13 protein-coding genes and 1 riboswitch are annotated in these 14,169 nt (G+C 73.6%); of the genes, 8 read left to right on the top strand and 5 right to left on the bottom strand.

Annotated elements, in window-relative coordinates; translation table 11 throughout:
* The first annotated feature begins 14 nt into the window (after nucleotides 1-14).
* The 5 genes from IG62_RS0125250 (at nucleotide 15) to IG62_RS0125230 (ending at nucleotide 6,354) form a co-directional block, all read left to right on the top strand.
* Nucleotides 15-884: an ATP-binding cassette domain-containing protein gene (locus IG62_RS0125250; RefSeq protein ID WP_030807625.1), complete on the top strand. Its 870-nt coding sequence runs from the start codon at nucleotides 15-17 to the stop codon at nucleotides 882-884.
* Entirely contained in the window at nucleotides 856-3,063 is a 2,208-nt protein-coding gene (locus IG62_RS49645) for a YhgE/Pip domain-containing protein (RefSeq protein ID WP_030807622.1), read from the top strand. The genes IG62_RS0125250 and IG62_RS49645 overlap by 29 nt, the downstream gene beginning before the upstream one ends.
* Before the next feature lie 35 nt (nucleotides 3,064-3,098).
* Nucleotides 3,099-3,722: a TetR/AcrR family transcriptional regulator gene (locus IG62_RS0125240; protein WP_030807619.1), complete on the top strand. Its 624-nt coding sequence runs from the start codon at nucleotides 3,099-3,101 to the stop codon at nucleotides 3,720-3,722.
* Nucleotides 3,723-4,139: 417 nt separating this feature from the next.
* Nucleotides 4,140-4,760, top strand: a complete 621-nt coding sequence (locus IG62_RS0125235) for a DUF4126 domain-containing protein (protein WP_030807616.1) — start codon at nucleotides 4,140-4,142, stop codon at nucleotides 4,758-4,760.
* A 70-nt stretch (nucleotides 4,761-4,830) separates the two neighbouring features.
* Complete coding sequence (locus IG62_RS0125230) at nucleotides 4,831-6,354, top strand: phytoene desaturase family protein (RefSeq protein ID WP_030807613.1); 1,524 nt, start codon at nucleotides 4,831-4,833, stop codon at nucleotides 6,352-6,354.
* Between the two features lie 73 nt (nucleotides 6,355-6,427).
* On the opposite strand, the gene IG62_RS0125225 is transcribed toward IG62_RS0125230, so the two are convergent.
* The 5 genes from IG62_RS0125225 to IG62_RS0125205 form a co-directional block, all read right to left on the bottom strand.
* Nucleotides 6,428-7,636, bottom strand: coding sequence for a hypothetical protein (locus IG62_RS0125225; protein ID WP_030807610.1), 1,209 nt, complete (start codon nucleotides 7,634-7,636; stop codon nucleotides 6,428-6,430).
* 36 nt (nucleotides 7,637-7,672) lie between these two features.
* The gene (metF, locus tag IG62_RS0125220) at nucleotides 7,673-8,590 is read right to left on the bottom strand and encodes a methylenetetrahydrofolate reductase [NAD(P)H] (RefSeq protein ID WP_030807608.1); all 918 of its coding nucleotides are present in this window, start codon (nucleotides 8,588-8,590) and stop codon (nucleotides 7,673-7,675) included.
* 109 nt (nucleotides 8,591-8,699) lie between these two features.
* Entirely contained in the window at nucleotides 8,700-9,350 is a 651-nt protein-coding gene (thiE, locus tag IG62_RS0125215; RefSeq protein ID WP_030807605.1) for a thiamine phosphate synthase, read from the bottom strand.
* A 131-nt stretch (nucleotides 9,351-9,481) separates the two neighbouring features.
* On the bottom strand, nucleotides 9,482-9,847 hold the full coding sequence (locus tag IG62_RS0125210) for an Rv2175c family DNA-binding protein (RefSeq protein ID WP_030807602.1): 366 nt from the start codon (nucleotides 9,845-9,847) through the stop codon (nucleotides 9,482-9,484).
* A 152-nt stretch (nucleotides 9,848-9,999) separates the two neighbouring features.
* Nucleotides 10,000-11,283: an NAD(P)/FAD-dependent oxidoreductase gene (locus IG62_RS0125205; RefSeq protein ID WP_030807598.1), complete on the bottom strand. Its 1,284-nt coding sequence runs from the start codon at nucleotides 11,281-11,283 to the stop codon at nucleotides 10,000-10,002.
* Between the two features lie 155 nt (nucleotides 11,284-11,438).
* Nucleotides 11,439-11,551, top strand: a riboswitch (TPP riboswitch).
* Here IG62_RS0125205 and thiO point away from each other — a divergent pair.
* From thiO to IG62_RS0125190, 3 genes are all read left to right on the top strand, one after another.
* Entirely contained in the window at nucleotides 11,549-12,760 is a 1,212-nt protein-coding gene (gene thiO / locus IG62_RS0125200; RefSeq protein WP_199812526.1) for a glycine oxidase ThiO, read from the top strand. It overlaps the preceding riboswitch by 3 nt.
* Entirely contained in the window at nucleotides 12,757-12,978 is a 222-nt protein-coding gene (thiS, locus tag IG62_RS0125195) for a sulfur carrier protein ThiS (RefSeq protein WP_030415488.1), read from the top strand. Before thiO ends, thiS begins: the two co-directional genes overlap by 4 nt.
* Before the next feature lie 6 nt (nucleotides 12,979-12,984).
* A complete protein-coding gene (locus IG62_RS0125190; RefSeq protein ID WP_051798549.1) occupies nucleotides 12,985-13,827 on the top strand; it encodes a thiazole synthase in 843 nt (280 codons plus the stop codon).
* The last annotated feature ends 342 nt before the right edge of the window (nucleotides 13,828-14,169 follow it).

Below are 14,169 nucleotides of genomic sequence, written 5' to 3'. Positions count from 1 at the left end.
CAAGGGAGGGGATCGTGGACAGCACCCCGCACGGGGCGGCGCTCACGGCCGAGCGGTTCGGGGTCAAGGGCCCCCGCGGCTGGGCGTTCCGGAACGTCGACATCACGGCCGGCCCCGGCTCGCTGATCGCCGTACAGGGCCCGTCGGGCTCGGGCCGTACGTGCCTGCTGCTCGCACTCACCGGCCGGATGAAGTCCGCCGAGGGCACCGCCGGGATCGGCGGGCTGGCGCTGCCCAAGAAGAAGGCCGCGGTCCGGTCGGTCACCGCACTCGCGCATGTGCCCGGGATCGCCGATCTCGAACCTGCCCTGACCGTAGGTGAGCACCTGCGCGAACGCGCCCTGTTGCAGGGCCGGTTCGGCGGTTCGCTGCGCGCCCTGCTGCGGCCGCGCCGGGAGCGCCGGGCCGAGGCCCGCGCCCTGGTGGACGACGCGCTGGCGACGGCCGGGCTCGACCTCGCGGCACTGCCCAAGGGGATCCGTACGTCGGTGCGCGACCTGGAGCGGCTGGAGGCGCTGCGGCTCTCCGTGGCGCTCGCGATGATCGGCCGGCCCCGGCTGCTGGCCGTCGACGACACCGACCTGAAGCTGTCCGCCGAGGAGCGCACCGCCGCCTGGGAGATGCTGCGCGGCATCGCCGCGGCCGGCACGACCGTCCTCGCGGTGTGCAGCGAGCCGCCCGGGGACGGCGCGGACGTGGTGCTGGTCCGGACCGGCAACCGCCCGGAGCGGGCCGGCGGGCAGGACGCCGCAGACGGGCGGGACACCGGCGCACGGCCCCCCGCACAGGAGCCCGGGGAGCCGTCCGCCGGGGACGGCGACGGCGAGGCGAAGGACGACGAGGAGGGGGCGGCCGATGCGCTCGCCGAGGCTGGCCGCGCTTGAGCTGAAGCGGTTCGGGAGGGGGAAGCTGCCGCGCGCCGCACTGGCCGCACTGCTGCTCCTGCCGCTGTTGTACGGCGCGCTCTACCTGTGGTCCTTCTGGGACCCGTACGGGCGGCTGGACAAGATACCGGTCGCGCTGGTCAACGAGGACAAGGGTGCCGAGGCCGGCGGGAAGCACCTCTCCGCGGGCGACAGCATCGTCGACGGCCTCGCGGACAGCCACACCTTCGACTGGCACCCGGTGGGCGCCGCGGAGGCCGCCCGGGGCGTCGAGGACGGCACGTACTACCTGTCGCTGTCCATCCCGAAGGACTTCAGCCGGCGGATCGCCTCCAGTTCGGGCGACCACCCGGAGACCGGCGCACTCAAGGTGCGCACGAACGACGCGAACAACTACATCGTCGGGCAGATCTCCCGGACGGTGTTCTCCGAGGTGCGCGCGGCGGCCTCGGCGAAGTCGTCGCGCACCTTCCTCGACAAGATCTTCGTCTCGTTCTCGACGCTGCACGGCAGGACCGAGCAGGCCGCGCACGGCGCCGACCGGCTCAAGGACGGCATCGGGCAGGCCGAGGACGGCGCCGGCAAACTGGCCGACGGTCTGGGCAGCGCCAAGAACGGCAGCGGCAGGCTCGTCACCGGCCTCGGTGACCTGAACGCGGGCGCCGGGCGGCTCTCCCGGGGGAGCGGCGACCTCGCCCGCGGCGCCGGCACGGCCGCCGACGGCTCGCGCCAACTGGCCGACGGCGCCGGGCAGGTGGCCGACGGGACGCAGCAACTGGCCGACACCGTCAACGGCGTCGTCGGCAAGGTGGGACCGTTCGTCCGGGCGCACGGCAAGGAGATCGGCGAGGCCGCCCGGCTCGTCGCGGACGGCTCGCAGGCGGTCCACGACCACCTGGACAAGCTGCCCGCGGCGGCCTCCATGGGGGCCAAGCTCTCCCGCGGCATCTCCGACCATCTCGCCACCTACTACCGGCTGCGCTGTGAGAGCGGGGTCACCCTCGACACCTCCTGCGCCGAGCTGAAGCGGATCAAGGACCAGGCGGCCACCGCGGCGGACAAGGCCGAGGAGGTCAGCGGCTACGTCCACGACCAGAAGAACCTCGACCGGCTGGGCCGGGACCTGGAGACCCTGCACTGCCTGGCGAGCGAGCTGGCGCAGCGCGGCCCCACCCTGGGCGCCGACATGGACGCCGCGGTCAAGAAGATCAACGACCTCAACGACGGTGCCCACAAGGTGTCCGCGGGCGCCCGGAAGCTGGCCGCGGGCAATGCGAAGCTCGCCGCCGGCGCGGACCGGCTGAACGACGGGGCGCACCAGCTGCACGACGGCACGGGCCGGGCCGCGGCCGGGATGCAGGACCTCGACTCCGGGGTGGGCAAGCTCAAGGACGGCGCGCAAACCCTGGACGGCGGCATGTTCAAGCTCTCCGACGGCTCACAGAAGCTGGCCGGCGGGCTGAACGACGGGGCGAGGCAGATCCCCGACTACGGCAAGAAGGAGCGCGACGCCCGCACCCTGGTGATGTCCGACCCGGTGCAGCTGGCCTCCGGCGCCGCCCACAAGGCGCCCAACTACGGCACCGGCTTCGCGCCGTACTTCATCCCGTTGTCGCTGTGGGTCGGCGCCATGGTGGCGTACATGCTGATCCAGCCGCTCAACAGGCGGGCGCTGGCGATGGGCGCCTCCTCCTGGCGGGTGGCGGTCTCCGGCTGGCTGCCGGTGGCCGGCGTGGGTGTGCTGCAGACCGCGGCTCTGATGTCCGTGCTGCACTTCGGGCTCGGCCTGCAGATGGCCAGGGCGGCCGGCACGCTCGGCTTCCTGGTGCTGGTCACGGCCTGTTTCTCGGCGATCGTGCAGTGGCTGAACGCACAGTTCGGACCGGCCGGCCGGATCCTGGTGCTGGCGCTGCTGATGCTCCAGCTGACCTCGGCCGGCGGCACGTACCCGGTGCAGACCAGCCCCGGCTTCTTCGGCGCCATCCACCCGTATCTGCCGATGAGTTACATCGTGGAGGGGCTGCGCCGGCTCATCACCGGCGGCGACCTCGCGCCCGTATGGCAGGGCAGTGCGATACTGGCGGCCTTCACCGTCGGCGCGCTCCTGCTGACCTCACTGACCGCCCGTGGCCGCCAGGTGGTCCGGATGAAGGACCTCCACCCGGAGCTGAGCCTGTGAGCACGCACACCCCGGAGAGCGGCACAATCCCCTCCATGGACAGCTCCAACACACGCCGCGACGCCACCCGGCGCAAGCTCTTCGAAGCCGCGGTCACACTCATCGCCGAACAGGGCTTCTCCTCCACCACGGTGGACGAGATCGCCGAACGGGCGGGGGTCGCGAAGGGCACCGTCTACTACAACTTCGCGAGCAAGAACGTTCTCTTCGAGGAGCTGCTGCGACACGGCATAGAGCTGCTGGCGACCTCCTTGCAGGCGGCCGCCGACGAGGTCACCGACCGGGGCGGCAGCCGGATCGACGCACTGGACGCGATGATCCGGGCCGGTCTGGACTTCATCTCCCGTTACCCGGCACTGACCCAGCTCTACGTCGCCGAGCTGTGGCGCACCAACCGCGCCTGGCAGTCGACGCTGATGGTGGTGCGGGAACGGGCCATCACGGTCGTGGAGAACGTGCTGCGCGAGGCGGTCGAGCAGGAGGAGCTGAGCGAGGAGATCGACATTCCGCTGACCGCCTCGGCACTGTTCGGGATGGTCCTGGTGGCGGCCCTGGACTGGCAGTCGTACCAGCCGGACCGGTCGATCGACGATGTGCACGCCGCGCTGTCGCGGCTGCTGCAGGGCCGGGTCAGCGGCCGTTCCGCGGAAGGGCCGTGACGACCGGCCACGACGGCCGCGGGTAGCTGCGGACCGACCGCAGAAATGGACGAGTGCGCGCCGTATTGGTCAGGTACGGCGCGCACTCCTTTGTGTTCCCCCGCGGGCCCGCACCGGAGAGTGCGCCGCCCTGGCGCGGATCGTTCCCCCGTCGATCCGACCAGGGCGGCGTTTCCCCCGTGCTCCCCCGTGGAGCCCCCGTACTCCCCCGTCGTTCCCCCGTCTTCCCCCGTCACGTCCGGGAGCCGCGCCGCTCCGCCGCCCCGTGTCGGCGGTGCGGCGCCGCTTCCCTTCCGTGGCCCCCACTCTTCCGTCCGGGGGGCAGTCCGCCCATCCGCGTACCTACTCATCTGGCCGTCTGAGTACGGATACTCAAAACTGAGCACCGGGCCCCACGGGCGGCCTACCATCTGCGGCGTGTCCGTACTTCCCTTGGTTTTCACCAGTGGCTGGGCGAGCGGGATCAACGCCTACGCCGTCGTCCTGCTCCTCGGCCTGCTCGGCACCGCCGGCGTCACCGACGACGTGCCCGCCGCGCTGCAGCGCCCCGACGTGCTGATCGTGGCCGGGGTGCTCTTCCTGGTCGAGGCGATCGCCGACAAGGTCCCCTACGTCGACTCGGTCTGGGACGCGGTGCACACGGTCGTCCGGCCGGTCGCGGGCGGCGTGGTGGCGGCGCTGCTGGCCGGGCACGACGGGTCGCTGCCCGAGCTGGCGGCGGGCGCGGTGGGCGGCTCCACGGCGCTGCTGAGCCACTTGGTCAAGGCGGGCACCCGGATCGCGGTGAACACCTCGCCGGAGCCGGCCAGCAACATCGTGCTGAGCCTGCTGGAGGACCTGGGCGTGGCCGGGATCGTGGTCTTCGCGGTGTTCCATCCGGTGATCGCGGCGTCCCTCGCGGCCCTGCTGCTGCTCACGGGCATCGTGGTGATCGTCATGCTGTGGTCGCGGATCCGCCGGTACCTGCGCCGGCGGCGGGCCCGGCGCGAGGAGAAGCGGCTGGCCGCGGCGGGCGCCGGGGTGCCGCCGGCGGGCTGAGCGGGCCGCCGGCCCGCGGCCGCACCCGCCCGTTCCGGCGTTGTCAGTGGCGGCGGATAAAGTCGCAGGCATGGCACGGATTGCGGTGATCGGCGCCGGGATGGGCGCGATGGCGGCCGCTGCCCGGCTGGCCGTCGCGGGCCACCGGGTGGCGGTGTTCGAGCGTGCCGCGACGCACGGCGGCGCGGTGCGGCAGCTGGCGCGGGACGGTTTCACCTTCGACACGGGCCCGGGCCTGCTGCATCTGCCCGCGGTCTACCGCGACCTGTTCATCAAAACCGGCCGCGAGCCGCTGGAGAGCTGCCTGGAGCTGTCCCAGGTCGATCCCGCGAGCCGCCATGTCTTCGCCGACGGTACGGCGGTGTCGCTGCCCAACGCCTCGCGGGCCGGGGTCCTCACGGCGCTGGACGAGGCGCTGGGCGCGGGGGCCGGTGAGCGCTGGAGCGAGCTGGTCGGCCGCGCCCGCGACGCCTGGGACGCCGCCCGCCGGCCGCTGCTGGAGGAGCCGCTGTGGCAGGACTGGCGGGTGCTGGGGCGCGATCCGTATCCGGCGGTGCGCCGGCGCGGGCTGTTCGGCCGGCGCGACAAGGGGCCGACGACGGCCACCCTCGCCGAGATCGCCCGCCGCGAGCTGGCCGACCCCCGGCTGGTCGCCCTGCTGGAGAGCCATGCGCTGGCGTATGGCCTCGACCCGCGCCGGGCCCCGGCGAGCGCCGCGGTGCTGCCGTACATGGAGCAGACCTTCGGCAGCTGGTATCCCCGCGGCGGCGTGCGGGCGCTGGCCGACGCGCTGTACGCGCGCTGTCTGGCCCGCAAGGTGGAGTTCACCTTCGGTGCGGAGGTGACCGGGATCGCCGAGAAGGACGGCCGGGTGGCGGGCGTCGAGCTGGCCGACGGCCGGCTGGAGGAGGCCGCCTTCGTGGTGGCGGGCCTCGATCCGGCCCGGCTGCCCGGGCTGCTGGGCGGCCGCGAGCCGTACGGCGCGGACGAGGTGCGGCCGCGGACCGGCCCGGAGGACCGCGCCCCGGGGCGGCTGACGGTCTGTCTGGCGCTGCGCGGGCCCCGCGAGGCCGGCGCGGTCCACCGCACGGTGGTCCATGCCGCGGACCGCGCCACGGAGTTGGCCGGCGTGTTCGGGGACGGCAGCGGGGGTCCGCGGACGCCCTGCGCGCGGCCGACGGTGACGGTGCTGCGCCCGGACGACCCCACGACGCGGCCCGACGGGGAGCACGAGGCGGTGACGCTGTCCGCGACGGTCGCGCCGCACGGCCCGGTGGACCGGCTCGACGGTACGGCCGTCGAGGAGGCGGCCGACCGGCTGACGGCGGTGGCCGAGGCCGCGGTGCCGGGGCTGCGCGAGCGGGTGCTGTGGCGTGAGGTGCTGCCGCCGGCGGACGAGGAGGCGGTGCCGGCCCCCGCCCTGCCGGGCCAGGAGGGCCGCTTCCTGCGGCCCGGGAACCGCACCCGGATACCGGGGCTCTACGCGGTCGGCGGCTGGTCACATCCCGGCGGCGGTCTGGCGCACGCCGGGATGTCCGGGGCGCTCGTCGCGGGCCTGATCGTGCACGGCGACGACTGGCACGGCTCCACGTAGGGCCGGGCCGGGGCCGGTCGGAGCGACCCGGTGACGGGCCGCGGCGGGCCAGGACCGGGCTTCGGCTCCCGGCTCAGTAGCGGTAGGGCTGGCCGTCGTAGCCCTGCTGGTAGGGCGGGTAGGGCGGCTGTTCGGGCGGGAGTTCGTCACCGCGCTGCTGCGGGACCCAGACCCCACCGGGCGGGGTCTCGCCGTAGCCCTGGCCGGGGTTCTGTCCCGCCGGCTGGTCCTGGCCGCCGTACTGCTGCCCGCCGTAGGACGCCTGGCCGTAGGGGTCGGGCTGGCCATAGGGGTCGGGCTGGGCGTAGGGGTCGTAGGGCGCGGCGTACTGCTGGCCGCCGTAGGGGTCGGAGTAGCCGGCCTGGCCGGAGCCGTCGCCGTAGGCCGCGTACGGGTCGCCGTAGGGGTCCTGGCCGGCCGCGGGCGCGCCGTAACTTCCGCCGTAGCCATAGCCGTTGGCGTCCCCGGTGCCGCTGCCCGCGGTGCCGTCCGCGGTGGCGCCGTATGCGTCGTAGCCGCCGTACTCGCCGTAGTCGCCGCTCTGCGGTGCTCGGGCGTCCGGGCTGTAGATGCCGTACTGGCCGGTCTCCTCGGGCATCGGCTGCGGCGCGTAGACGGTGGTGGCGTCGAAGGGCTGGGTGGCGAACACGCTCCGGTCCTGCGGGTCCTGGTACGGGTCCTGACCGCCGTAGCCGCCCGCGCCGTACCCGTCGGTCGCGTAGCCGTAGGAGTCCTCACCCGCGTAGGAGCCCTGACCCGCGTAGGAGTCCTGACCCGCGAGGGAATCCTGACCGGCGTACGGGTCCTGGCTGCCGTAGCCGTCCTGCCCGGGGAAGCCGGGACTCTGGAAGCCCCCGGTGCTCTCGAAGGTGTCCGGGCCCCGGCCGGGGCCGGCCTGCGGACCGTCGGCCGGGCCACCACCGGGACCGTCGGCGGGCGGCACCGCCTCGACGTCGGAGACCTGCAGGGACGGTTCCGCGGCGGGCGGTCCGGACCGGCGACCGCGGCGCCGCCGGCTCTCACCGGGTTTGCCGCCCAGCGCCCAGCCCTCGGTGAAGCCGCGCTTGAAGGAGAGCGTCACATTGGTCTGGCCGGTGGCGAACGCGATCAGACCGACGCCGATCACGATCACCGAGGGGATGATGACGCCGATGACGACGCCGAGGAAGCCGACGAAGGCGAGCAACCGCCAGCGCAGCCGGGCCTTGTACTGGAGCAGCACCTCGCCCAGCAGCCACAGGGCGACCAGACCGAACGCGATGTAGAGGATCGTCCAGCCCATATACGCCCCTCTTCCGCCGCTCGCCGGCCACCGTGATCACGGCCGCTGGTGCAGCCCCAGATTCTCGTAGATTTCCAGAGTCGCCGTGGAGTGGTTGAGGGTAATGAAGTGCAACCCGGGCACGTCCTCGGCCATCAAGCGCGAACACAGCTCGGTCGCGTACTCGATCCCAATGGAGCGTACCGCCGCCGGGTCGTCCTTGACGGCCAGGATGCGCTCGGCCAGTTCGGGCGGGAACGCGGCATTGCTGAGCTGCGCGAACCGCTCGATCTGACGGACGTTCGTGACCGGCATGATCTCCGGGATGATGGGCGTCTGGCAACCCGCCGCCGCGACCCGGTCGCGGAGCCGGAAGTAGTCCTCCGGGTAGAAGAACATCTGGGTGATGGCGAAGTCCGCGCCGGCCCGGCACTTGGCGACGAAGTGGGTCACGTCGGTGTCCCAGTCCGTCGAGCGCGGGTGCATCTCGGGGAAGGCGGCGACGCCGACGCAGAAGTCGCCGGACTCCTTGATCAGCCGGACCAGGTCGGCGGCGTAGGAGACGCCGTCCGGGTGCCTGATCCACTCGCCCATGGGGTCGCCGGGCGGGTCGCCGCGCAGCGCGAGCATGTTGCGGATCCCGGCGTCGGCGTACTGGCCGATGATGTTGCGCAGGTCCGCGAGGGAGTGGTTGACCGCGGTCAGATGGGCCACCGGGGTGAGGGTGGTGTCCGTGGCGATGCGCTCCGTGGCGCGCACCGTGCCGTCACGGGAGGTGCCGCCGGCACCGTACGTCACGGAGACGAAGGTCGGGGAGACGGCCTCGATCCGGCGAATGGCGTTCCACAGGGTCCGCTCACCCTTCTCGGTCTTCGGGGCGGCGAACTCGAAGGAGTAGGACTGCTTGCCGGAAGCGAGCAGCTCGCGCACGGTCCGTGCGCGATCAGTCCTGGTGGAAGCTGTACCTAGGGCCATACGGGCAGGTTAACCAGCAGCCGGTCACACACCAACCGTCATCGGCGTTATGCCTGGTTGGTCCGGTTCATGTCCAGTGGGTGGACATTTTGCGGCCCGCCGGGGCCCGTCAGGCGTCCCAGGTCCGGATGCGCTTGGCCAGTGCGGCGGCCGCCGCGCCCGGATCGTCGGCCTCCGTGATCGCCCGGACCACCACCACCCGGCGGGCGCCGGCCGCCAGCACCTCGTCGAGGTTGCCGGCGTCGATCCCGCCGATCGCGAACCAGGGGCGCTCGGGGGCACGGGCCGCGGTGTACCGGACCAGGTCCAGGCCGGGGGCGTGCCGGCCCGGCTTGGTGGGGGTCGGCCAGCAGGGGCCGGTGCAGAAGTAGTCCACGCCCGCTTCGGTGAGCGCGGCGTCCACCTCGGCCTCGGCGTGCGTGGAGCGGCCTATCAGGACGTCCGGGCCGAGCAGGGCGCGGGCGGCCGGGACGGGCAGGTCGCCCTGGCCCAGGTGCAGCACATCGCCGGCGGCGGCGTGCGCCACGTCCGCCCGGTCGTTCACGGCCAGCAGCTTGCCGTGCCGCCGGCAGGCGTCCGCGAAGACCTCCAGATGCCGCAGCTCCTCGCCGGCCTCCATGCCCTTGTCGCGCAGCTGGACGATGTCGACCCCCGAGGCGAGCACCGCGTCCAGGAACTGCGGGAGGTCGCCCTGCTTCCTGCGGGCGTCCGTGCAGAGATAGAGCCGGGCGTCGGACAGGGCCTGTCGTGCGGTGCTCATGGGCGGCTTCCCCCCAGATGAGGGGCGTACGGACCGGGTCTTCCGGTCCGTACGCCCCGAAAGGTGGTTACGGATCGAGGTGGCTGCACAGGCCGCCGCGGCTGCCGGGGGCGGCCGCGGCGGCGGGGGCGTCAGACGGCGAGGGCCTGGGCTCGGCGCTTGACCTCCGTGCCGCGATTCTCACGCAGCGCCTGGGCCGGGGTGCCGGGCAGGCTCTCATCCTCGGTGAACAGCCACTCCAGCATCTCCTCGTCGGTGAAGCCGTCGTCCTTGAGGAGGGTGAGGGTACCGACGAGGCCCTTGACCACCTTGTCGTCCTTGATGAAATCGGCGGGCACCTGGAGCACCCGGTTCTCGCCGCGGCGCACCGCGATCAGCTGGCCCTCCTTGACCAGCTGCCGGACACGGGTCACCTCGACGCCGAGTTGTTCGGCGATGTCGGGGAGGGTGAGCCAGGCGGGAACGAGTCCATCGATCTTTGCGTCAATCTCGGTCACAGGACAAGCCTGCCACCTCGCACTGACAGCCGGTAGCCGGGCATCCCCATCAGGCGCTTTCCGGCACACCGGAGAGTGACGACACGCTCTCGGCGCGCCCGCCGGTGCGCCCGCGGTGCCCCGGCGCCCCCGATGCCCCGGCCGCCCGTCGGCTACAGCGCCGCGGCCTTCAGCGGTACCGCCGCGTTCGCCGCCCGCTCCCGGTCGAGGGCCACGCCCCGCTCGATGAGCTTGCGCCCCTGGGCGAGGTCCCGCGGCCGCCCCACGGCGAGCAGGGCGACCAGCCGGCCCGCGGGGCTCTTGCCGGCCGGCGTCTCGCCCGGCCCCTCGGCGCCACGCAGCCACAGCACCGACCAGGCCGCGCCGGAGGGATCGCCGCGCCACACCAGTTCGTCGGAGTCCACGTGGTGGCCCACGTACTGCACGAACCGGCCGAACTGCTCGGACCAGAAGTACGGGACGGGGTCGTAGACCAGCCCCTCCGATCCCGCGCGGGCGATGTTCTCGGCGACCGTACGGGGGCCCTGGAGGGCGTTGTCCCAGTGGTGGACCAGCAGGCGGGTGCCGTAACGGGTGGAGGGGAAGGAGGCGCAGTCGCCGACCGCGTAGACATCGGGGGCGGAGGTGCGCAGCTGCTCGTCGGCGAGCACGGAGCCGTCCTCGGCCGAGATCTCGACGCCCGAGCCGGCGAGCCAGGCGGTGGCGGGGCGGGCTCCGATGCCGACGACCACCGCGTCGGCGGGCAGCACGGTGCCGTCGGCGAGGGTGACCGCCCCGGAGGTCACGGAGGCGACCCGGGCACCGAGCCGCAGCTCGGCGCCGGCGTCCGCGTACCAGCCGGTCATGTGGGCGGTGACCTCGGCGGGCAGCGCGCCGGCCAGCGGGCGGTCGGCGGCCTCGACGACGGTGACCGCGCAACCCGCCTCCCGGGCCGCGGTCGCGAACTCGGCGCCGATCCAGCCGGCCCCGACGACCACGATCTCGTGCTGGGCGGCGAGCACCGGCCGCAGCCGTTCGGCGTCGTCGAGGGTGCGCAGCAGGTGGACGCCGGGCAGCCCCTCACTGCCGGGCAGCGTGATCGGGGCGGCACCGGTGGCGATCACCGCGTGGTCGTACGGCACCCGGGCCTCGTCCGTCTCGACCACGCGCTCCTCCGGGACCAGGGCGGTGACCCGGCGGCCGAGGTGGAGGTCGATGTTCAGTCCGGCGAAGTCGACGTCGAAGGCGGAACCGTCGGCCTTGCCCAGCAGGACCGCCTTGGAGAGCGGGGGGCGGTCGTAGGGCTGGTGCGGCTCGTCGCCGATCAGCGTGATCGTGCCGGGCCAGCCCTGTTCCCGCAGGGCGACCGCGGTCTGCACGCCCGCGATTCCGGCGCCGACGATCACCACGCGCGGCGTGTGGTCAGGGGCCTGGGAGGACTTGCTCTGCTCGCTCACCCGATCACTCTAGGACGGGCGGCGACGCGGCTCGCAGCAGCGCGCAAGGAGATCTCTGACACACCGTCACGGATCACCGCGCGGGTCCCCGGGACCACCGGACCGGCCCCGCGTTCCCTTACGGCCCGTCGCGGCCCCGTATTAGGGTGACGGATGCACGCACTCGCGGGAGCCCGGGCGTACCGGGCTGAGAGGGAGGCTGACCGGCCTCCGACCGTACGAACCTGATCCGGGTCATGCCGGCGAAGGGAGGGGCTGGACGCCCATGCATCCACCTGCCACAGGAACCACCGACCACCCCGATGTGCTCGTCATCGGGGGCGGCATCATCGGGCTGGTCACCGCCTGGCGGGCGGCCGGCCGCGGGCTGACCGTCGCCGTGGCCGACCCCGCACCGGGCGGCGGCGCGGCACACGTCGCGGCCGGAATGCTGGCCGCGGTCACCGAGCTCCACTACGGCGAGCAGACCCTGCTGGGCCTCAACCTCGCCTCGGCCCGCCGCTATCCGCGGTTCGTCGAGGAACTGGAGGAGGCCGGCGGGCAGCCGACCGGCTACCGGCGGTGCGGCACCCTGGCGGTCGCCCTGGACGCCGACGACCGGGCCCACCTGCGCGAACTGCACGCCCTGCAGACCCGTTCGGGGCTGGACTCCCAGTGGCTCACGGGCCGGGAGTGCCGCCGCCTGGAGCCGATGCTGGCCCCCGGCGTACGCGGCGGGCTAAGGGTCGACGGCGACCACCAGGTCGATCCGCGCCGGCTGGCCCATGCGCTGCTGGTGGCCTGTGAGCGCGCCGGGGTGGTCTTCCACCGCACCCGCGCGCAGCGGCTGACGGTCGATGCCGGGCGGGCCACCGGGGCCCAACTCGCCGACGGGACACGGTTGTCGGCCGGCCAGACCGTACTGGCGGCGGGCAGCTTCAGCGGCCGGCTGGCCGGGGTGCCCGAGGAGGTGCGGCCGCCGGTGCGGCCGGTCAAGGGCCAGGTGCTGCGGCTGCGGCTGCCGGACATGCCGGCCGGCTCCCCCGCCTTCCTGTCGCGCACCGTACGGGCCGTCGTCCGTGGCAATCCGCTCTATCTGGTACCGCGGGAGAGCGGCGAACTGGTCGTCGGCGCCACCAGCGAGGAGCTGGGCTGGGACACCACGGTCACCGCCGGCGGCGTCTACGAGCTGCTGCGGGACGCGCACGAGCTGGTGCCCGGCATCACCGAACTGCCGCTCGTGGAGACCTGCGCCGGGCTGCGCCCCGGCTCCCCCGACAACGCCCCGCTGCTCGGCCCGACCGAGCTGCCCGGCCTGCACCTGGCCACCGGCCACTTCCGCAACGGTGTGCTGCTGACGCCGGTCACCGGTGACGTGATGGCCGAACTGCTGGCCACCGGGAGCCTCCCCGACGAGGCCCGCCCCTTCAGCCCCGCGCGCTTCGCCGCCACCTCAGAGGCCGCGCGCCCCCGCCTCCTCCAGGAGCAACCCGTATGAGTGCCCCCGCCCCCACCGTCTCGGTGTCCGTCAACGGCGAACCCCGCGAGATCCCCGGCGGCCTCACCCTCGACCGGCTCGTCGCGACCCTGTCCTCGGCGCCGTCCGGGGTGGCCGCCGCGGTCAACGAGGTCGTGGTGCCTCGCACCCGGTGGCCCGCCACCCCGCTCGGCGACGGCGACCGGGTCGAGGTCCTCACCGCGGTCCAGGGAGGCTGACCCGCCATGGCCGAAACCGACCTCTCCCCCGAGACGCGCGTCACCCCTTCCACCGATGTCTCCGACCCCCTCACCATCGGCGACACCACCTTCACCTCCCGCCTGATCATGGGCACCGGCGGCGCGCCCAGCCTCGACGTCCTGGAGCGGGCACTGCTCGCCTCCGGTACGGAGCTGACCACGGTCGCCATGCGGCGGCTGGACCCGACCGTGCAGGGCTCGGTGCTGTCCGTCCTGAACCGGCACGGGATCCGGGTGCTGCCCAATACGGCGGGCTGTTTCACCGCGGGCGAGGCGGTGCTCACCGCCCGGCTGGCCCGGGAGGCGCTCGGCACCGACTGGGTCAAGCTGGAGGTCGTCGCGGACGAGCGCACCCTGCTGCCCGACCCGATCGAGCTGCTGGACGCCGCGGAGACCCTGGTGGACGACGGCTTCACGGTGCTGCCCTACACGAACGACGATCCGGTGCTGGCCCGCAAGCTGGAGGACGTGGGCTGCGCCGCGATCATGCCGCTGGGCTCGCCGATCGGCTCCGGCCTGGGCATCCGCAACCCGCACAACTTCCAGCTGATCATCGAGCGGGCCGGCGTCCCCGTCATCCTGGACGCCGGCGCCGGCACGGCCTCCGACGCGGCCCTCGCGATGGAACTGGGCTGCGCGGCGGTCATGCTGGCCTCCGCGGTGACCCGCGCCCAAGAACCCGTCCTCATGGCACACGCGATGCGCCACGCGGTGGTGGCGGGCCGCCTGGCCCATCGCGCGGGCCGCATCCCGCAGCGACACTTCGCGGTCGCGTCCTCCCCTCGGGACGGGGTGGCCGCACTGGACCCTGAGCGGCCCGCTTTTTAATCCCACGTACCTGGCCGCTGCGCTTTGCGGTGCCTCCCACGTACTTGGCTGTCCCGCCGTGGGGGTTGCTCGCCGTTGCGCTTTGCGGCGCGCCGCACGTACCCGTCTGCTGCGCCGCGGGGCGTCTCGCCGTTGCGCGCTTTGCGGCGCCCCGCACGTACCTGTCTGCTGCGCCGCGGGGCGGCTCGCCGTTGCGCTTTGCGGCGCGCCGCACATACCTGGCCGTTCCGCCGCGGGGCTTGGTCGCCGTTGCGCCTGCGGCGGGCTGGGTGGGTGTTGGGTGCGGTGACGGGCCTGCGGGGCCGGTGTTTGGGACTGCTGTCGCTTTACGTCCCAAACACC

The sequence above is a fragment of the Streptomyces sp. NRRL S-337 genome (assembly GCF_000720175.1).
Classification (GTDB): domain Bacteria; phylum Actinomycetota; class Actinomycetes; order Streptomycetales; family Streptomycetaceae; genus Streptomyces; species Streptomyces siderophoricus.
The sequence above is the reverse complement of the archived record's forward strand: the minus strand, read 5'-3'. Positions and strand labels throughout refer to the sequence as shown.